Genomic DNA, 17,725 nt, shown 5'->3' on the forward strand with positions numbered 1-17,725 from the left:
AGTCGGTCGTTCGCAGCGTCGTGCAATGGCCCCGGAAGCCGCCGTAGCCCGTCATCGAAGTTGCACCTCAAATTGCCACAGGATCGTGTCTGCTAAAATGCGGGTAGATCCGTCGGGGCAGCGCAAAGCCGCGTTCAATCCCCCGCACTGGAACAAATGGTCGTCAGCGAGAATTGGTTTGATTTCAACGGAGGTGAACAATGCCCATCCCCACCAAGGAGACAGAGAAAAAGAAACCCGACCCGGCCCTCGCCGACGTTGAGCCGGGGAGCGATGCCGATGCGACCCCAGCTGGGGAGCCAGGCAAGACGCCACCAGACCCAAACAAGAAGCCCTCGGATCCGTAAGCTAGGCTTTACGGCTTGGGGTACTCGACCTGTTCGGCTGGCACCTGGCACCTGGCCACCTGCACCCGAGCACCGCTTTCGGGTACGTTGTTGAGAATGTCGTGTTCTCCGCTATCTGGCAGCGGTTTCACGATAGAATGCATCATGGATAAGAATAAATTCGCTTCGTCAAAGCTGGTTCTGCTCCAGGCCTTCCGGCAAGACGAAGGCGGCAAGATGGTGCCGGCGTTCGCGCCCCGGAAGATGCGAGATGAAGCATCGGCGTACAACGCTGCCGAGCAGCTAGTGCGATCCTATCCGGCGGTGATGGCGTGGACTCAGCAGAGAGATGGTACCGGTGGCGAGCTTGAGGAACGATCCGTCGTCTTCCGCCACGGCGATGTGCCGGAATGAATTAACTTAGCCCGGCACCCCACAGCTGACGGCTAGCCTTGATCAAGTGACGACAGACAGAGGTGGACGGTTGAGCCGAAAGTTCCGAGTTGTGGATTGCGCCCCGTCTGAGGGCGCAGCCGCTGAGTTCATCCAGAGTGCGGGATCACCTGAGGAGGCCGCGCGGTTGGCCCTTGGCCTGGATCTGCGCCGGAACGGGGTCGCTGGAAACCTGCGCGTCAAGGTCTACCATGAGGCGCCTACCGGCACTGTGTCACTGTACAGGCTCTACACCAAGAGCCTGGGCACCACATAGGATAGGCACGAAACTGCGGGGCCAGTCCGCCGTTGTCCAAGGCAATCAGGAGCTAGCAATGCCACGTTATTTTTTCGACACGGACGACGGCACCGAGTTGCTCAGAGACAACGAAGGCTCTGAGCTGGCCGATGAACACGCGGCGCGTGATGAGGCGTCGCTGAGCATGGCTGAGCTTGCTAAAGAGTATATTGCTGGGAGCCCGCTGCAGAAAAATGTCACAATGTGGGTCCGCAACGAGCAAGGCGAGGCCGTGTTGCAGCTCTCACTCACCTTCGCGACCCGGATCCCGAAGGGGGTCTCATCCCATTTCTGACAGGGGAATGACCGGCCGGCGAAGGTCACTTGTCCACGAAAATGTCTTTCATGTGCGCCAACACATCGGCAATTGGCTGATCCAATGCGAGCCCTCAATATTATAGGCGAGATCGCAGCACCCCCGGACACAAGGCTAGAACAGGAGGGCGAATCGTACTCCAAGCCGAGTTGCGCCTCTCGAAGGCAACACTGGATGATCTGTTGGAGAAGCCAACGGTGCCGCTGCCGGCCTCCACCTCTGATTGATCTGCCTGCTGTCAGGCTGCCAGGCGGGCGGGGTCGATCTTAAGGGTGACGATGAGACCATCTTCCTCCCACGCATAGTGGATGGACCCGCGTAGCGCATTGGTAATGCTGCGCTCGACGAGTTTGGTGCCGTACCCTTTTGGGACGCTGGTTGGTACCACCTCAGGACCTCCTCGCTCCGTCCAGACCACCGTTACCGCTTCGTCTCTGGCCGAGCAGGAAACATCGATCATACCAGTCGGTGATGAGAGCGCGCCGTACTTGAGGGAGTTCGTTGCCAGTTCGTGCACGATCAATGCGAGCGTGGTCGTTGCGCTTTCGCCTACGATCATACGCGGTACCGAGACCCGGATGCGCCCACTGAAGGCTCCCAGGTCATCGTAGGGCGCCAGGAGCACGGAAAGCAGGTCGCCGAGCAAAGCTGCCGCGGCGTCGGTTTGACCCGGTAATGGACGAACAAGATCATGGGCTCGCCCCAATGCTGTCAATCGCTGCGTCAGTTCTCGCGCCATGTCGGTAACAGTGGACGTGGATCGGGAGGTGATCGCAGTCAGACCGGTGGCAATGGCCAGCAGGTTCTTGACGCGATGGCTCATTTCACCGGCAAGGAGTTCTCGTCCTTCTTCGGCCTGTTTGCGGCCGGTGACATCCAGAAAAACACCGAACATAACGCGCTGGACGATACCCTCATCGTCTCCTTTGCCACGGGCCGAGATCCAGCGAAGCTCCTCACCAACCATGATGCGGAAATCGATCTCATAGGGGCCGAGTATTGCCCGTGTAGCGGTGAAGGCAGCTCGGACCCGATCTCGATCGGCAGGGTGAATATGGGCGGATAGATCCTCGAACGTTACCTTGGCGCCTCGCCGCAAACCCCATAGGTCGTAGGCCTGATTGTCCATGGTGAGCGCGTCGGTATCGACGTTCCAGGACCAGAGGGCAATGCCGGCAGCATCCACAGCACGTGCGAGATTCTTGACATCCCGACGGAGCGAACTCGATGTCTCGACGGCTTCACTCATATCGCTTCTGACACCTTAGGGCCTCACTCAGTTCGCGCGTTCTAATGGATAGGCAACATCATCGTAAAGAGCTCGAATCGTAGCGCCCTCGAAACGCTGCTCATTGACCTCGAGATAGGATCCTGCGCGTGCGGCAACAGGCAAGTCCTCGATAACAAATCGGACTGCCTCAGCTGCGGTACTGAAACGACGATACTGAGCATTTAACGGCGGCTGGCGAATAGCTCTGCTCGGGCGCCGAAGTTGAAATTTTCCATGATGCGGATATCCTTGGAAGCGTGAAAAGCCACGCGCCCGGAATGGGTGCGTGGCGTATGCCGGACTGGAATGTTGAAATATTTCCTACGCGGACGCGCTGGGTGCCTCTACCAGTGGGAGGCAAGGCGGGCCCTAATGGGCCCGACCAACGTCAGACCAAGGTCAGGTTGGTAGCCGAAACCTTGCCGTCGCGGCCGGTTTCGAGTTCGTAGGTAACCTTGTCGTTTTCGTACAGGCCATTGAGGCCCGAACGCTCGACAGCGGAGATATGGACGAATGCGTCCTTCTCGCCGCCTTCAGGCGAGATGAAGCCAAAACCCTTGGTCGTGTTGAAAAATTTCACGGTGCCGTTGATCATTAGATAGTCCTGAAAATGTAGCCCGGAGCTATAGCGAGCGGGCAGATGATCCAGAGGCAATATGCCAATGGATTTCTAAACGTTCGCAAAGTAGGGAGGTAGCCAGGGGCCAGAAGAACCGGCAGATCGGGCAGCCAACGGAGGCTGAAAACGTAGCTCCTTATTGCATCCCCCAGCGGGGGAGTAAAGCGCAAACTGGGTAATCACTCAATCTCTCAGAGATCACCCGGTTACGGCATATTTGAAGTGGCAACCGAGGCGGTGGCCAGCGTCGTAACAATTGGGATAAGCGGCGTTGAACAGCGAGACCGATGGAACGGGTCCTGGCCAGCAGTTGATCAACATGGAAGAGCTGGTGAAAGTTCACGTTGATCAACCGGGGCGTCTTCACCCTGCCTGCCTTCGCGGTACAGCGAGCGCAAGGCGGCAGCCAGACTCGAGGAGCGGGTCCGGCCAGAAGTCTTCTTAGATTACGAAGGCACGGTGATCCAAACGTCGAGCCCGCATCAGGAATGGCCGCCATCTGAACTTGCGGACTACAAACCGGACGGACTGTTTCCCACCCCATTGTGGTCGATCAGGTCACGGCGGCGGGGTGCGCCCATGCACCTGTATGGCCTTGCACCCTTGTTGACGGTAGGGAGCAATCAGTCGGGGAGCAGGGGACTCGAACGACATGAAATACGTGCGCATCTATGCGGGTCCGGACGGCAAGTCACACCGATGAGGAAGAGTTTGGTTCATCCCGACGCAGCGCCGTTCGACGTGAGTGCCGGCTATCCGGCGTCTCGGGTCCGCATCACCCACATCCCGGCGGGCACGCGTGAAGTTGCGTGGCACACGGTTCCGGAGACGGTACTGACGGTTCGGCTGGATGGCTCGGTGGAATACGAGACGAGCGATGGCGACCTACGCCACTTCTCCTCAGGCAGCTTCGTGTTGGTGGCAGACACCCACGGGAAAGGTCACCTGTCCCGCCATTCTCCCGAAGCGCAAACGGTAATCTGGATCTCACTGCCGAACGCGCTGGAAGTGCCCGCATAGCTGCTCAAGCGGCAGGGCAAAGGTCGACGTTGGGTTGGCCAAGCCGATGTTCTGGGTATGCTGTTGACCGTTCCTCGCACACCTAAACAAATTCCAACGAGCACCACGACACCAGCGTTCTCAGCGTGCTGCCCGGCATCCTTGTAATTACGACCTTCGGAGTGCATGCGCTCTGGTCTGCATACACATTTTTCCAGGCTCTTCGCCCCAAAATCTAGGTTATTTTTGGACGCAACCCGGAACTTGGCTTTGGTTGATTAAGTACCGCGATCCGAACGTGCCGCGCAGACTAAAGGTCCAGTACGCGATTGTTTCGGCGATAAGCCTCTCGGTTATTTTAGTGGGGCCGTGGCATTGCGCTCCCCTGCCGAGGGCGTCCAGGACTTTATCTATGGTGTAGCTCTGGCATCTCATCCGCAGGCGGCCTTCTCACCCACGGATGGCCTACATGCGTCACATTGACAGGTAAAACGAACGCTTTACAATGGCGCCCATGGATAAGCGGGACGATATTGTCGCTGGTGCGAGCGGCGTTTTCGAGACGAGTGGGTTTCGTGGAGTGGGGGTAGATGCCGTACTGGTACCATCTGGGGCGTCTACGCGCACCCTTTACAAGCATTTCGGCTCGCGTGACGGGCTGGTGCTGGCGGTGCTCGAAGAGCGCCATCGCCGTTTCATGCAGAAACTCGTAGAAATCGACCCGGCGGATCCTGTCGGGGATCTCTTCGACAAATTGCAGCAATGGCTGGATGATCATGGCGCCCACGGCTGCATGCTGCTCCGGGCGCGCAGCGAATACGCTGATACTAACCCAGAGATTGTGGCGCTTGTCCGCAGGCAGAAGAACGAATTCGAGCGCGATATTGCAAGACGCGTTGCGCTGAGTCTCGGAGGCGAGAGCACAAGCTTAACAGTGCAGATATGGCTGTTGTTTGAGGGAGCGACCGCGGCGGCGAGCATTTCAGGCAGCTCTGTGGTCAGCGAGGCCAGACAGGCGGCGAGTGTGCTGGTGGCAATTGCAAGAGAGCAAGTGCAATGACTGGCAAGCTCAACCTTATCGCTGGCGGCTTTGCCCTTACGGCCCTGACCTATGGTTTAGCGCGCTTCGCCTATGGATTGATGCTTTCTGACATTCGTACTGACCTAGCCCTTGACGCGGCGAGTGCCGGATGGATCGGCGGGAGCGCCTTTGCCTCCTACTGCCTGGGGATCGGCGCCGCACTGGTAGCCGGCGCAAGGTTCAGCGCACGCCTCCTGACCGTGCTTGCCGCCATCCTCGCGACGGGTGGCCTCGCGCTAGCCGCATCAGCAGCATCGGCCTGGAGCTTGGGCTCGGCGATGGTGCTGGCGGGGCTGAGCACTGGTCTAACATCACCGCCCCTGGCGACAGCGGTGGCCCGATCTCTAGATGACGTGGAGCAGCCTCGGGCCAACGGTGCTATCAATGCGGGCACGGCAGCAGGCATCATCCTGTCCGGGGTGGCCTTCGTTCTGTTTCCAGGAAGCTGGCGAAGCCTTTACGTGCTGTTCGCCATCATTGGAGCCCTCATCGCGGTGTGGCTCTGTTTTGCCATTCCTGCCGGGCCGCAGGAGCGCGGTACCTTTAGAGCCTCGCTGAAGGGCTTATGGCGTCCCGGCGCAGGCGCATTATGCATCTGCGCCCTGCTGGCCGGAGCCGCCAGTGCTGCGATCTGGACCTTTGGTGCTAGTATCCTGCGCGAGGATTTGCACTTTACCGTCGTACAGATCGCCATTGCCTGGATCATGCTCGGCGTTGGCGGCACGGTCGCGATTGGGACGGGAGTGCTGACGGCGCGCCAAGGTTGCGCTCGAGTTCACCGCTTGGCCATTGCAGGCATGGCGCTGCCGCTAATCGCGCTGGGAGTCGCGGGCAATGCGCCTTGGTTGGGCTTCGGGGTCATGGCCATGTTCGGATTGGCCTATATCGCGTCGAGCGGAGTGTTTCTGTTGTGGGGGATAGAGCTTTATGCCGACCGCCCGGCATTTGGTCTGGGGCTGCCATTCCTAATGCTTGCCCTTGGGCAAACAGGCGGGGCGCCACTTTTCGGAACACTTTGGCAGCTGGCAGGTGCCGCAGCTGCTCTTGGGTGCTTCGCGGCCATCATGTGCACTGCATTGATCTGGGCGCCCTGTCCTTCTGCCCGGGCTAGGCTAGATCGCCGCGCAGCTGGGTAGCCCTCGGGTCAAAAGCAAGCAGATCGTGCTCGAAGGCATGCTGGCGTTTCTCCTGTTCGCAGGGGCGCTCCATGTCGATCTCGGCGCGCTCCGGGAGCGGGCCTGGGTGGTGGGATCCTTGCCGAACCGCTCTCCCTACATCGCCGAGTAGCAAGAGCCAAGGTCTGGTGCCTAAAGGATGATTTCACGCCGTGGGTCGTGGACCTCTACGCCGCACAGGCCTGAAGTTAGTCCTTCGGCCCCTCTTGCAGCCATTGCCGGCCATTTTTGGCCAATCATCAGGGCGCATAGGGTCGGTCCAGCAAGAATACCTCGTCAGTACCGGCAATTTTGAACTCCCGATCCCCTACCATCGTCAGCACTCGACCGTCGGAGAGTTGCATGCGCCTGATGCCGGGTTCCTTCTGGTTGGGGTGTGCCATGGTGCCTGCATTTTCCATGTCCTGAACCTCATAAACCGTGACCGAAGCGCCATTCGCCGCTGACGCTTCGTAGGTGTTGATGATTTTTTCCATGTACTTTCTCCTGGTTGTGTCATCCCGCGATGTCAGGAAAGCAAGACCCCGACTCTGATCCAGCGCCCTGCCAGGGGCGAGCAAAGCAGTTATCACTACAGCCGCTGATTACCTTAGTCTATTGAACGGGATAGATGATCAAGCAGTTGCCTCGATGCCTCTGAAAGTCGGAAAATTGCCACGAAGGGTTGAACTGCCCAGCCAAGTGCAATAAGTTTCGCGCATTCGAATTACCGACATACGGATTGACTACGTCCTTGCTGCCAGCATGGGCGTAGGGTCTATTTCGAAACACTGTAAAACTTATGGTATATTAGCGAGCGCGCAGAAAATTCAGCGCGTTTCATCTTTTGGATTACATGACAGCCAAGTTAAAGATAAAAAACCTTACCAAGATTTTCGGCAAGGCGCCGGAAGCCGCGAGAGCTCGCATGCAAGCTGGCGAAAGCAAGGACGCAATCTTTGAGGCCACCGGCAGCACGGTTGGCGTGAACAATGTCAGCTTCGAAGTGCCTGAGGGGCAGATCTTCGTGGTGATGGGGCTTTCCGGCTCCGGCAAGTCCACGCTGGTGCGAATGCTCAACGGACTCATCCGGCCCACGGCCGGGGAGATCCTTGTGGATGGCGAAGACATTGCCTCGTGTTCACCGCAGACGCTGCGGGCGGTGCGGCGCAACAAGATCGCCATGGTGTTCCAGCACTTCGCGCTGTTTCCCCATTTGAGCGTTGCAGACAACGCGGCATATGGTTTGAAGATCAAGGGCGTGGGCACTTCTGAGCGCCGGAAGAGAGCACAGATCGCTCTGGAGCAGGTTGGGCTCGGCGCCTACACCGACAGCGCTCCGGATGAACTCTCAGGCGGTATGCAGCAGCGGGTCGGTCTCGCTCGGGCGCTCGCGACCGACCCGGAAGTGCTGTTGATGGACGAGCCTTTCGGTGCGCTGGACCCCTTGATACGCCGAGAAGTGCAGGACGAGTTGCTGCGCCTGCAGAAGGCGCTCCGCAAAACGATCGTGTTCATCACTCATGACCTCAATGAAGCGCTGCTCCTCGGTGATCAGATTGCCATCATGAAGGATGGCAAACTGGTGCAAGTCGGCACCGCCCAGGAGATCGTGGACCATCCGACGGACGATTACGTCGCCGCCTTTGTCGCCGATATCGATCGGGGCAAGGTCTTCACAGCCGAGTCAGTGGCCGAGCAACCGGTATTCCTTCAGTTGGGTACCGACACGGCCGAAACGGCTGTCCAGAGCATGGAAGATGTGCAGCGCAACGCACTGTACGTGATGAACGGCGAGGACATTGCCGGGGTTGTGACCTACCAGGACGCCGCCGCTGCCGTTCGGACGGACGGCGTAACCCTTGCCGATGTGGTCAGTTCAGATTTCCAGACAGTGGATGCCGACACGGCGCTGAGCGAGCTTTATGCCCCAGCCAGCAATGGCCTGCCTATTGCCGTTACCGATGACAACAACCGCCTGCTCGGGGTGGTCGAGCCTGGAGCGGTGCTGGCGCAGCTTTCCGGTGAGCCGGCCGCATCTGTGGATGCTGCCGCGGCGGCGAAGCCCTGAGGAATTTCATGTTAAGTCCTTCCGATTTCTTCCTGTTGCCGTTCTCCGACTGGATCAACGTGCTGGTCCGCGAGTGGCTCGTGCCGAACTTCCGGCCGTTCTTTCGGGCGTTGCAGGTGCCTGTTACCCTTATTCTCGATTGGCTCGACACCTTCTTTAACACCGTGCCCATGATGGCTTTCACCGCTGTGCTCGCGTTCGTTGCCTGGCGCCTTGTTGGACGGGGCATGGCGATCTTCACTCTGCTCGCCCTGCTGTTTATCGACCTTATCGGGCTATGGCCCGAAACCATGACAACGCTCTCGATGATTGTGACCTCGGTACTGTTCTGCGTGGTCTTGGGCATTCCCATGGGCATTGCCGCCGCACGCAGCGATCGTGTGCTGACGGTCGTGCGGCCAGTGCTCGACATCATGCAAACCATTCCGTCCTTTGTGTATCTGGTGCCCATAGTCATGCTGTTTGGCGTGGGCATGGCTCCAGGCATCATCGCCACCATCATCTTTGCCTTGCCGCCTATCGTACGGCTGACCAATCTAGGCATCCGCAATGTGCGTGGCGACCTGATCGAGGCAGCCGAGGCCTTCGGCTCCACCCCGTGGCAGATGCTGATCAGCGTGCAGCTGCCTTTGGCGCTGCGCACGATTATGGCTGGTCTTAATCAGACGCTGATGCTGGCGCTGTCCATGGTGGTCATTACCTCCATGATTGGCGCAGGCGGGCTCGGTCTCACCGTCTATACCGGACTTGGACGCCTCGATGTCGGCGGCGCCACGGCCGGTGGGTTGGCCATCGTGCTGCTCGCCATTATCCTCGACCGCATCACTCAAGCACTAGGTGAGTCTCAGGGCTTCCGCACCGTCTCGCTTCGCCAGACACTTCTTTCCTTCTTCCGCCGGGGGACACCTGTGTCCTCCGGGGAAACCCGGAAGGCCGTCTGAGCCTTCCCGGGCGCCGTTCTGGTGCCCTCTCGAGCGGACGTTGGCGCGTCCGCATCTGTCTTCCAACGCCAAAAAGGGAGCTGATCCAATGTTCAGACTCACCCAGACGCTGACTGCCGTCGCACTTTCCACGCTTATCGTAGCTGCCCCCGCTATCGCCCAGGAAAACCCGGGCGAAGGCAAGACCGTCAACATGGCGCAAGCCACCTGGGACACTGGCTGGTTCCACGCCGAGATCTACAAGCAACTGCTCGGAGAACTGGGCTACACGGTTGAAGGGCCAACTACGCTCGACAATCCACCCTTTTATCAAGCTGTCGCTCAGGGTGATGTCGATCTTTGGGTCAACGGCTGGTTCCCGCTGCACAACACCTACCGCCCTGCCTTTGAGGGCCAGGCAGAAATCGTTGGCGCTGTAGCCAAGGCAGGAGCACTCGAGGGCTACCTGGTCGACAAGGCTTCGGTCGAGAAGTTCGGCATCAGGACCTTGGACGACTTCAAGCGGCCCGAAGTGCAGGAAGCCTTCGATCGGAACGGCGACGGCAAGGCCGATCTCGTGGCTTGCCCGCCGGGCTGGGGCTGCGAGATCAATATCGAACACCATCTCGATGCCTATGAACTGCGCGAGCACATCAACCCGATCAAAGCTGCTTATTCAGCCTCCATGGCTGATGCTGTTGCCGCTCACCAGGCTGGCGAGCCGATCCTCTTCTACACCTGGACACCCAACTGGACCGTCAATGAACTCGTCCCAGGCGAGGATGTCATGTGGATCGAGGTTCCGGAAGTGGACTTGCCAGAGCACATGGCCGATCTGGCCGACGCCGCGGTGATCGCGGGTGTTGAAGGCTGTGTGGCGGATCCGTGCACACTCGGCTTTCCGGCAAACGACATCGTGCCGGTGGCTAATAGCGCCTTTCTCCAGGACAATCCGGCTGCCGCAAAGCTGCTGGAAGTTGCCGCCATCCCGCTCCCTGCGATCTTTGAGCAGAACGCCGCGATGAACAGCGGAGCCGGCAGCACCCAAGATATCCAGCAGCAGGCTGCAGAATGGATTGCAAACAACCGCGATCTGGTCGATGGCTGGATTGAACAAGCGCGGTCTGCCGCTTCGTAGCACAAGGCTGAACACCGCAACTGGGCTGGCATGCAAGCCGGCCCAGACTCGGCCCGCACGGATGCACCGGCAACCTTAAGGTCGGTACAAGCGCAGAGGGTAGCATGCTGCTATCCATCCGTCCAATCCTGCCGGTGCTTGCCAGTGTCGCCATACTGATGCTTGCCGATGGTGCGCTCAGCACCACAATTGGCTGGCGGATGACCAATGCCGGTGCGAGTTCGGTTGCTGTTAGGGCAGTCACCGCCGCGTTTTTCGCCGGCCTCATATTTGGGTCGTTCCAGTGCTTTCGCTTCATCAGGGGGGGCCGGACATTGCCGCTGTGCGACCCCTGGCAAGGCATACATGCACCCTCGAACGCTCTGGTGGTTAAAACTCCTTACTGCGAGCTCAAGGGCCCTAGTTTCGCCTGTTCAGCACTGCCTAGGCGCTCTGGGTGAAATGGGCAGCAGCATGCAAAGCATGCAAATCGCCTGGCGCCTTAAGTGTTTGTTGGGCGCGGCCTGCAGCATCCCGGGCAGTGGTGAGCGCGGCTTTGCGTAGTTCCGGGTTCAATTCGGCCACGATCTCCAAGCTGTGCAAGAGACGCAGCACCACTTCGATAATGCCGGCCCCGTCGCGTGCTATGGGACGGAAGGCATCTTCCAGGAGATCTTGAGGGGCGAGTGGCGGGACGACAACCCGGTCGTTTTCAGGATCGGTCGGGGTGCTGGGCTGCCAGCTGGACAAAAGTCTTGTGAGTGTCCCAATCACATCGATCGCTGTGCCGGGATCATTCACCCCTGGCGAAAGCGCCCGATCCGCGATTTCGGCAAGAACTACCAGGCCGAACCGCGGGTCGCTGTCGAAGCTCCGCTGACCGCCTACAACAAAAGCTCTGATCAGTTCCGCTGTGAGCTTATCGTTGAGTTCACCTTCCACCATCATGAGCGGCCGTGCCGCTGACACATACGATCCCGGACGTGCAGTGACAGCAATCTGAAGATCATGCTCGACAGCGAGCGTTTGCAGCCGTTTTGCGTCGAAGTGCTGGATGTATCCGAGCTTGTCAGTGCTGACTGGTACCCCTTCAGGCTCTCCTTCCAATAAGCGGCAGTCGAACAGTGGATGTTCCTCTAGGGTGCGAAGTGCATGAGCCGTGGCAGTCTCGACCCGATCGATTGTATGTCCCACTCGCCCAATGTCCGAGATTTGAGCTATCCATCGAATAAGGGCCACAACCACCAGTGCAACAACGCCCAAGGTGACGGAAAACAGGAGCATTCGGCTCGCCGAGCCATAGATACCTGCCGATAGCCCAAGGATCGCCAGGATGGAAAACAGAAATGCACCGATAAAAAGGGATATGGAGGTTTGGGCAGATCGATCTCCCACGATGAGCTGAGCAGCGCGCGGCGTGGTAGATGCAGAAGCCGACGACAACGCAGCAACCAGCGTGGAAAGCGCAAACACCGACACCGTCAACAGACTGGTCGCAAGGATTTCCAGTATGGATTGCACAGCTTGTTGGGTGATGGTGAAGGGCAGCTCCTCGGGTGCCCAGCGCGCCAGATAAAACGCTGCCAGGATCGTGAGCACGGCGAGCGCGGAAAATACTGCTGGCAAGAACCACATTTTGCGCAGCAAGCGCCGGAGATAGAACGAAACCTGACTCATGCAGGATCCTTGGCGGCGGCCGAGCGCAATGAGGCACTCATCGTGCCGTCGCTCTCCAGCACTAGATATTCGACCTCGGCGATGCCCCTGGCCCCCGATGAGCGGATGGCGCTGAGCGCTTCGTCTTCGGTCACCCGTTCGCGCTTCATTGCCCTAGAACAAAAGGCTCCGTCTCGGGCCAGCAGCGTCGGCTCGGAGCGGACCACCTTGGCAAAAGGTCGCCACCGGACGGAGGCAAAGGTAACCAGGAACTGCATGAGGATCAACAGCCCCAGAGCCAAGGCACCCTCTGCCAGGGCAATGGACTCTTGGAGCAGAATGGCAGACAGCGTTGAGCCGAGTGCAACGGTAACGACAAGGTCGAAGGCGTTGAGCTTAGCCAGCGTTCGCTTGCCCGAGATGCGCAGGAACAGCACAATCGTACCATAGGCCAGCACACCGACGACCAAGGTGCGAATGAGCCCTTGCCAGTCCTGGAAGAACATTCCGGTCCAGTTCATGCATTGCTCCGATCAGCAGAAATGGCGCCAATGGCGCGGATCAGCCTGAGCCCATGCACCAGCACGGTCAAGGCCGCGACGAGATAGCCAACACATCAGTCCAAATGTTTCCGCACCAGGGTCGCGGCGTAAGTATACTTGACGGAGAACCAGTTAATCCATAAAGCTAGATATATGGAACAAAATGCAGCCATCGACGTCTTCTCTGCCTTATCGCAGGCAACACGCCTCGAATCGTTCCGTCTTTTGATGGAGTACGAGCCGGATGGTCTTCCGGCAGGGGAGATCGCGCGGCGCCTGGGAGTTCCGCAGAACACGATGTCGTCGCATCTAGCGGTTCTGGCGCGAGCTGGGCTTGTTGAGTCGGAACGGCATAGCCGCTCGATCGTCTACCGCGCCGTAGTGGAACGCGTGCGCGAGATCGCGAGCTTTCTGGTGCAGGACTGTTGCGGGGGTCGCCCGGAACTGTGCGAACCCCTAGTCGCCGAATTCACCCCGTGCTGCTCTCCGAAGGAGACGAGCCATGTCTGACCGCGTCTACAACGTCCTATTCCTCTGCACTGGCAATTCGGCCCGCTCCATCCTGGGCGAGGCTATCCTCAACCATGTAAGCGGCGGCCGCTTCCAGGCATACTCCGCCGGCTCCACGCCAAAGGATGCCGTGCACCCGATGACGTTGGAAACCCTCTGCAAAGTGGGAATTTCAACCGATGGCCTGCGCTCAAAAGCCTGGGACGAGTTCGCGGTGCCGGGCGCGCCCAAGATGGATTTCATCTTCACAGTTTGCGACAACGCCGCCGGCGAGACCTGTCCGACCTGGCCCGGCCAGCCGATGACCGCCCACTGGGGCATCGAAGATCCCGCAGCGGTTGACGGCCCCGAGTTCAAGCAGCGGGCCGCGTTTGGGGATGCCCTGCGGTACCTTTGCAACCGCATCGGCGCCTTCATCAACCTGCCGATCGCCAGCATCGATCGCATGGCATTGAACTCGAGGCTTGAAGGCATCGGAGCAATGGACGGCACCACCACCAAGTCGTCGAAGGCCGCGTAGAACCATGTCCATCTTCGAACGCTACCTCACGCTTTGGGTCGCAACCTGCATCGTTGTGGGTATCGCCGCTGGCCACTTTTTCCCTGCCGTGTTCCAGGGGCTGGGCTCGTTCGAGTACGCCCAGGTCAACCTCCCCATGGCGGTGCTGATCTGGCTCATGGTCATCCCGATGCTGGTCCGCATCGACTTCATGAGCCTGCGCCAGGTCGGCTCTTATTGGCGTGGCATAGGCGTCACTGTTTTCATCAACTGGGCCATCAAGCCGTTCTCCATGGCTCTGCTCGGCTGGCTCTTCATCGGCTGGCTGTTCCGGCCGATGCTGCCTGAGGTGCAGATCGACAGCTATATCGCCGGTCTGATCATCCTGGCGGCAGCCCCATGCACAGCCATGGTGTTCGTGTGGTCGAACCTGGTGCGGGGAGAGCCGCATTTCACCTTGTCTCAGGTTGCGCTGAACGATGCCATCATGGTCGTCGCCTTTGCTCCCATCGTCGGCCTGCTGTTGGGACTGTCGGCAATCACCGTGCCATGGGACACTTTGTTGCTCTCGGTCGGACTCTACATCGTCGTGCCGGTTATCGCCGCGCAGCTTTATCGACGCTGGCTGCTGGCCAATGGGGGCATCGACGCCATGAACCGGGTGCTGTCCGTCCTGCAGCCTATATCGATCACCTCCTTGCTGCTGACCCTGGTCATGCTCTTTGGCTTCCAGGGCGAGCAGATCATCGCACAGCCGACCGTCATCCTGCTGCTGGCGGTGCCAATTCTGATCCAGGTCTACTTCAACTCCGGCCTGGCCTATTACCTGAACCGGGTCTCCGGAGAACAGCACTGCGTCGCTGGCCCCTCCGCGCTGATCGGTGCATCGAACTTCTTCGAACTGGCCGTGGCCGCGGCCATTGCCCTGTTCGGATTCAACTCCGGTGCAGCCCTGGCGACGGTCGTCGGCGTCCTGGTCGAGGTGCCCGTCATGCTGTCTGTCGTCTGGATCGTGAACCGCTCCAAAGGCTGGTACGAACGCGGCCCCGCCGTACGTCACAACACCGAAACGAGGGTCACCGGATGAGCGTCACCATCTATCATAATCCTGATTGCGGAACGTCCCGCAACACACTGGCGATGATCCGCCAGTCCGGCGTCGAGCCAATTGTCGTCGAGTACGTCAAGACGCCGCCGAGCCGCGACCGTATCGTGGAGCTGGTTTCCGCCGCAGGTCTCTCGCTGCGAGATGCCTTGCGCAAGAAGGATACGCCCTTTGAGGAGCTTGGGATGGCCGATCCCGCCAAGACGGATGACGACCTTCTGGATGCCATCGGGGCAAACCCGATCCTGCTAAACCGCCCCTTCGTGGAGACGCCGATCGGCACGCGCCTCTGCCGCCCATCAGAGGTCGTGCTCGACATCTTGGAGAACCCCGACATCGGCCCGTTCACGAAGGAAGATGGCGAAGTCATCATCGACGCCGAAGGGAAACGGCTTGTCTGATCGGCCAAATATCACCAGCGGCGCCTTCGAGGTGCCGGAATTCTCCAAGCTCACTGCCCCGGTTATGGACCACAAGCCGCGCATCCTGATGCTCTATGGCTCACTGCGGGAGCGGTCTTACAGCAGGCTTCTGACCTTCGAGGCGCAGCGTCTTCTTGAAGCCCTCGGCGCCGAGGTCCGCATCTTTCATGCCAACGGCCTGCCGTTGCCCAACGATGCGCCCGAAAACCACCCGAAGGTGCAGGAACTCCGCGACGCCATGCTGTGGTCCGAAGGCCAGGTTTGGACTTCGCCGGAACGGCACGGAGCCATGTCTGCGGTAATGAAGTCCCAGATCGACTGGATACCCCTGCCGGGCGGCGCCATCCGCCCGACTCAGGGTCGTACCCTAGCCGTTATGCAGGTCTCTGGCGGATCGCAGTCATTCAACGCCGTGAACCAGATGCGTATCCTGGGCCGCTGGATGCGGATGGTAACCATCCCGAACCAGTCCTCGGTCGCCAAGGCCTTCCAGGAGTTTGACGAAGCCGGCCGCATGAAACCGTCGTCCTATTACGACAGGGTGGTGGACGTCATGGAAGAGCTGGTGAAGTTCACGTTGATCAACCGCGGCGTCTCCAGCTACCTGACCTCCCGTTACAGCGAGCGCAAGGAAGCGGCAGCCAAACTCGAGGAGCGAGTCGGCCCGAAGTCTTTATGGACTACGAAGGCACGGTGATCCAAACGACGAGCCCGCATCAGGAATGGCCGCTATCTGAACTTGCGGATCACAAACCGGACGGACTGTTTCCCACCCCATTTCTGACGAGCGGCCAAGAAAGTTGAAGGGCAGGGTAGGGGCCCGGGAGCGGTGGTCGGAGTTTAGCGGCATCAGCCGGTAAGCCGCCGTTCCGACTGCGTTGATGCCGCGGGCCGGTATGGGGGCCGACAAGTGACCGGCAGCTTATGACCGATCAAACCCGCCGTTCGCATGGCGACGTGCCCCGCTGCTGTTGCTTACTGTTCCTGCTATCCTCATTTATACAGCTGACGTGGCTGGGAGCTGATCTGCATGCGCAGTGTCACCGTCTCCAAACAAAACAGCCGGAGAGCCAAGTGTCAGGGAGAGCGGCAGGCGCCGGCCAAGCCGTTAGGAAAATGTATGAGCAAGCGCGTCGAGCACGATTCGATCGGGGAACTGCCCCTTCCAGCCGATTCCCTATATGGTATCCACACGGCGCGGGCGCTGACCAACTTTCCCATCACGGGCGTGAGGCTGTCGCACTTCCCTGAGCTACCGCGCGCACTGGCTATGGTGAAGAAGGCGGCGGCGCTAGCAAACGCCCAGGTGGGAGCGCTGGCACCCGAGTTCGCCGAAATCATCGCCGCTGTCTGCGACGAGATCATCGACGGAAAGCACCACGAGCACTTCGTCGTCGACATGATCCAGGGCGGTGCCGGCACGTCGACCAACATGAATGCCAATGAGGTGATCGCCAATCTTGGGCTTGACCGGCTCGGACGCGCGCGTGGTGACTATCGGCATCTGCACCCCAATGACCACGTCAACTGCTCGCAGTCGACCAACGACGTTTACCCGACGGCCGCACGGCTTGCCATTCTGCTCGCCGCCCGACCGCTGCTGGGCGTGCAGCGCCACCTCAGCGAGGCTTTTGCCGAGCGGGGCCGTGCCTTTGCCGGCATAGTGAAGGTCGGCCGCACCCAATTGATGGATGCGGTTCCCATGACTTTGGGAATGGAGTTCTCGGCCTTCGCGGCAACAATCAATGAGGACATCGAGCGACTGGGTCAGGTTTCGGACCTACTGCGCGAAACCAATCTTGGCGGCACTGCAGTGGGAACTGGCATCAATGCTCCGGCGGGCTACCGGGAGGCCGCAGTGTCTCAACTATCCGACATATTTGGCATGCCGCTGATCCCGGCAACCGACTTGGTAGAGGCCTCTTCGGACCTCGGTGCTTTCGTGACCTTCTCGGGGGTGCTGAAGCGCATTGCGGTCAAGCTCTCGAAGATCTGCAACGACCTGCGGCTGCTCGGCAGCGGACCGCGGGCCGGGATCGGCGAGATCATCCTGCCGGCAGTGCAGGCCGGATCATCCATCATGCCGGGCAAAGTCAATCCGGTGATCCCCGAGGTCGTTAACCAGACAGCCTACCAGGTGATCGGAAACGACCTCACGGTGACCCTCGCCGCTGAAGCAGGGCAGCTTCAGCTCAACGTGATGGAGCCGGTTGTTATCTTCAACATCCTCCAGTCGATCCGTATGCTGGAAGCCGCCATGACGGTGCTGACAGAGCGATGCGTGACAGGGATCGTTGCCGACGAGACGCGAATTGCGAGCCTTTTGAGCAACAGCCTCGTTGCTGTAACAGCTTTAGTGCCTCGTATCGGCTACGAGAACGCGGTCGC

At 59.6% G+C, this 17,725-nt stretch carries 20 protein-coding genes; 15 read left to right on the forward strand and 5 right to left on the reverse strand.

The genetic code is table 11. The annotated features are described in order from the left end of the window. Nucleotides 1-491: 491 nt before the first annotated feature. On the forward strand, nucleotides 492-740 hold the full coding sequence (locus HRU92_RS16105; RefSeq protein WP_173088561.1) for a hypothetical protein: 249 nt from the start codon (nucleotides 492-494) through the stop codon (nucleotides 738-740). A 353-nt stretch (nucleotides 741-1,093) separates the two neighbouring features. Next, nucleotides 1,094-1,351: a hypothetical protein gene (locus HRU92_RS16110; protein WP_173088563.1), complete on the forward strand. Its 258-nt coding sequence runs from the start codon at nucleotides 1,094-1,096 to the stop codon at nucleotides 1,349-1,351. A 259-nt stretch (nucleotides 1,352-1,610) separates the two neighbouring features. Here the strand turns inward: HRU92_RS16110 and HRU92_RS16115 are convergent, their stop codons facing one another. Together HRU92_RS16115 and HRU92_RS16120 are read right to left on the reverse strand one after the other, a co-directional pair. After that, nucleotides 1,611-2,621 carry a sensor histidine kinase gene (locus HRU92_RS16115; RefSeq protein WP_173088571.1) on the reverse strand — a complete coding sequence of 337 codons (1,011 nt, stop codon included), beginning with the start codon at nucleotides 2,619-2,621 and terminating at the stop codon, nucleotides 1,611-1,613. A gap of 409 nt (nucleotides 2,622-3,030) precedes the next feature. Further along, nucleotides 3,031-3,237, reverse strand: a complete 207-nt coding sequence (locus HRU92_RS16120) for a cold-shock protein (RefSeq protein WP_172122093.1) — start codon at nucleotides 3,235-3,237, stop codon at nucleotides 3,031-3,033. 735 nt (nucleotides 3,238-3,972) lie between these two features. On the opposite strand from HRU92_RS16120, the gene HRU92_RS16125 reads away from it, so the two are divergent. From HRU92_RS16125 to HRU92_RS20790, 4 genes are all read left to right on the forward strand, one after another. After that, nucleotides 3,973-4,281 carry a hypothetical protein gene (locus tag HRU92_RS16125; protein WP_248307206.1) on the forward strand — a complete coding sequence of 103 codons (309 nt, stop codon included), beginning with the start codon at nucleotides 3,973-3,975 and terminating at the stop codon, nucleotides 4,279-4,281. Nucleotides 4,282-4,774: 493 nt separating this feature from the next. Then, on the forward strand, nucleotides 4,775-5,320 hold the full coding sequence (locus HRU92_RS16130; protein ID WP_173088575.1) for a TetR/AcrR family transcriptional regulator: 546 nt from the start codon (nucleotides 4,775-4,777) through the stop codon (nucleotides 5,318-5,320). Then, nucleotides 5,317-6,477 (forward strand): MFS transporter, encoded by a 1,161-nt coding sequence (locus HRU92_RS16135; RefSeq protein WP_173088577.1) that lies wholly within the window; start codon nucleotides 5,317-5,319, stop codon nucleotides 6,475-6,477. The genes HRU92_RS16130 and HRU92_RS16135 overlap by 4 nt, the downstream gene beginning before the upstream one ends. Nucleotides 6,478-6,502: 25 nt before the next feature. Beyond that, nucleotides 6,503-6,628, forward strand: coding sequence for a hypothetical protein (locus HRU92_RS20790; RefSeq protein ID WP_282567790.1), 126 nt, complete (start codon nucleotides 6,503-6,505; stop codon nucleotides 6,626-6,628). A 127-nt stretch (nucleotides 6,629-6,755) separates the two neighbouring features. Here the strand turns inward: HRU92_RS20790 and HRU92_RS16140 are convergent, their stop codons facing one another. Further along, the gene (locus tag HRU92_RS16140) at nucleotides 6,756-6,992 is read right to left on the reverse strand and encodes a hypothetical protein (protein ID WP_173088579.1); all 237 of its coding nucleotides are present in this window, start codon (nucleotides 6,990-6,992) and stop codon (nucleotides 6,756-6,758) included. Nucleotides 6,993-7,423: 431 nt separating this feature from the next. Between HRU92_RS16140 and HRU92_RS16145 the strand changes: the two genes are divergently transcribed. From HRU92_RS16145 to proX, 3 genes are all read left to right on the forward strand, one after another. Next, nucleotides 7,424-8,566, forward strand: a complete 1,143-nt coding sequence (locus tag HRU92_RS16145) for a glycine betaine/L-proline ABC transporter ATP-binding protein (RefSeq protein ID WP_248307207.1) — start codon at nucleotides 7,424-7,426, stop codon at nucleotides 8,564-8,566. Between the two features lie 8 nt (nucleotides 8,567-8,574). Then, entirely contained in the window at nucleotides 8,575-9,507 is a 933-nt protein-coding gene (locus tag HRU92_RS16150; protein ID WP_173088583.1) for a proline/glycine betaine ABC transporter permease, read from the forward strand. Between the two features lie 88 nt (nucleotides 9,508-9,595). Continuing rightward, nucleotides 9,596-10,624, forward strand: coding sequence for a glycine betaine/L-proline ABC transporter substrate-binding protein ProX (proX, locus tag HRU92_RS16155; RefSeq protein WP_173088585.1), 1,029 nt, complete (start codon nucleotides 9,596-9,598; stop codon nucleotides 10,622-10,624). A gap of 423 nt (nucleotides 10,625-11,047) precedes the next feature. Here proX and HRU92_RS16160 read toward each other — a convergent pair whose 3' ends face one another. Next, nucleotides 11,048-12,280: a DUF2254 domain-containing protein gene (locus HRU92_RS16160; RefSeq protein WP_173088587.1), complete on the reverse strand. Its 1,233-nt coding sequence runs from the start codon at nucleotides 12,278-12,280 to the stop codon at nucleotides 11,048-11,050. Beyond that, nucleotides 12,277-12,780 carry a YetF domain-containing protein gene (locus HRU92_RS16165; protein ID WP_173088589.1) on the reverse strand — a complete coding sequence of 168 codons (504 nt, stop codon included), beginning with the start codon at nucleotides 12,778-12,780 and terminating at the stop codon, nucleotides 12,277-12,279. The genes HRU92_RS16160 and HRU92_RS16165 overlap by 4 nt, the downstream gene beginning before the upstream one ends. A 174-nt stretch (nucleotides 12,781-12,954) precedes the next feature. On the opposite strand from HRU92_RS16165, the gene HRU92_RS16170 reads away from it, so the two are divergent. The 6 genes from HRU92_RS16170 to HRU92_RS16195 form a co-directional block, all read left to right on the forward strand. Then, nucleotides 12,955-13,311 (forward strand): metalloregulator ArsR/SmtB family transcription factor, encoded by a 357-nt coding sequence (locus HRU92_RS16170; protein WP_173088607.1) that lies wholly within the window; start codon nucleotides 12,955-12,957, stop codon nucleotides 13,309-13,311. Next, nucleotides 13,304-13,831 carry an arsenate reductase ArsC gene (locus tag HRU92_RS16175; protein WP_173088591.1) on the forward strand — a complete coding sequence of 176 codons (528 nt, stop codon included), beginning with the start codon at nucleotides 13,304-13,306 and terminating at the stop codon, nucleotides 13,829-13,831. Before HRU92_RS16170 ends, HRU92_RS16175 begins: the two co-directional genes overlap by 8 nt. Before the next feature lie 4 nt (nucleotides 13,832-13,835). Continuing rightward, nucleotides 13,836-14,897 (forward strand): ACR3 family arsenite efflux transporter, encoded by a 1,062-nt coding sequence (gene arsB / locus HRU92_RS16180; protein ID WP_173088593.1) that lies wholly within the window; start codon nucleotides 13,836-13,838, stop codon nucleotides 14,895-14,897. Next, nucleotides 14,894-15,316, forward strand: a complete 423-nt coding sequence (arsC, locus tag HRU92_RS16185; RefSeq protein ID WP_173088595.1) for an arsenate reductase (glutaredoxin) — start codon at nucleotides 14,894-14,896, stop codon at nucleotides 15,314-15,316. Before arsB ends, arsC begins: the two co-directional genes overlap by 4 nt. A gap of 10 nt (nucleotides 15,317-15,326) precedes the next feature. Then, nucleotides 15,327-16,034, forward strand: coding sequence for an arsenical resistance protein ArsH (arsH, locus tag HRU92_RS16190; protein WP_349236875.1), 708 nt, complete (start codon nucleotides 15,327-15,329; stop codon nucleotides 16,032-16,034). Between the two features lie 423 nt (nucleotides 16,035-16,457). Then, on the forward strand, nucleotides 16,458-17,725 hold a 1,268-nt coding region (locus HRU92_RS16195; protein ID WP_173088605.1), incomplete at its 3' end, for an aspartate ammonia-lyase.

Origin of the sequence: Devosia sp. 1635 (assembly GCF_013185955.1) — a bacterium.
Lineage (GTDB): Bacteria > Pseudomonadota > Alphaproteobacteria > Rhizobiales > Devosiaceae > Devosia.

Bases quoted from the DNA above. Each gene is read 5' to 3' on its own strand.
- HRU92_RS16105 (WP_173088561.1), top strand. From the start codon at position 492: ATGGATAAGAATAAATTCGCTTCGTCAAAGCTGGTTCTGCTCCAGGCC.
- HRU92_RS16110 (WP_173088563.1), top strand. From the start codon at position 1,094: ATGCCACGTTATTTTTTCGACACGGACGACGGCACCGAGTTGCTCAGA.
- HRU92_RS16115 (WP_173088571.1), bottom strand. From the start codon at position 2,621: ATGAGTGAAGCCGTCGAGACATCGAGTTCGCTCCGTCGGGATGTCAAG.
- HRU92_RS16120 (WP_172122093.1), bottom strand. From the start codon at position 3,237: ATGATCAACGGCACCGTGAAATTTTTCAACACGACCAAGGGTTTTGGC.
- HRU92_RS16130 (WP_173088575.1), top strand. From the start codon at position 4,775: ATGGATAAGCGGGACGATATTGTCGCTGGTGCGAGCGGCGTTTTCGAG.
- HRU92_RS16135 (WP_173088577.1), top strand. From the start codon at position 5,317: ATGACTGGCAAGCTCAACCTTATCGCTGGCGGCTTTGCCCTTACGGCC.
- HRU92_RS16140 (WP_173088579.1), bottom strand. From the start codon at position 6,992: ATGGAAAAAATCATCAACACCTACGAAGCGTCAGCGGCGAATGGCGCT.
- HRU92_RS16145 (WP_248307207.1), top strand. From the start codon at position 7,424: ATGCAAGCTGGCGAAAGCAAGGACGCAATCTTTGAGGCCACCGGCAGC.
- HRU92_RS16150 (WP_173088583.1), top strand. From the start codon at position 8,575: ATGTTAAGTCCTTCCGATTTCTTCCTGTTGCCGTTCTCCGACTGGATC.
- proX (WP_173088585.1), top strand. From the start codon at position 9,596: ATGTTCAGACTCACCCAGACGCTGACTGCCGTCGCACTTTCCACGCTT.
- HRU92_RS16160 (WP_173088587.1), bottom strand. From the start codon at position 12,280: ATGAGTCAGGTTTCGTTCTATCTCCGGCGCTTGCTGCGCAAAATGTGG.
- HRU92_RS16165 (WP_173088589.1), bottom strand. From the start codon at position 12,780: ATGAACTGGACCGGAATGTTCTTCCAGGACTGGCAAGGGCTCATTCGC.
- HRU92_RS16170 (WP_173088607.1), top strand. From the start codon at position 12,955: ATGGAACAAAATGCAGCCATCGACGTCTTCTCTGCCTTATCGCAGGCA.
- HRU92_RS16175 (WP_173088591.1), top strand. From the start codon at position 13,304: ATGTCTGACCGCGTCTACAACGTCCTATTCCTCTGCACTGGCAATTCG.
- arsB (WP_173088593.1), top strand. From the start codon at position 13,836: ATGTCCATCTTCGAACGCTACCTCACGCTTTGGGTCGCAACCTGCATC.
- arsC (WP_173088595.1), top strand. From the start codon at position 14,894: ATGAGCGTCACCATCTATCATAATCCTGATTGCGGAACGTCCCGCAAC.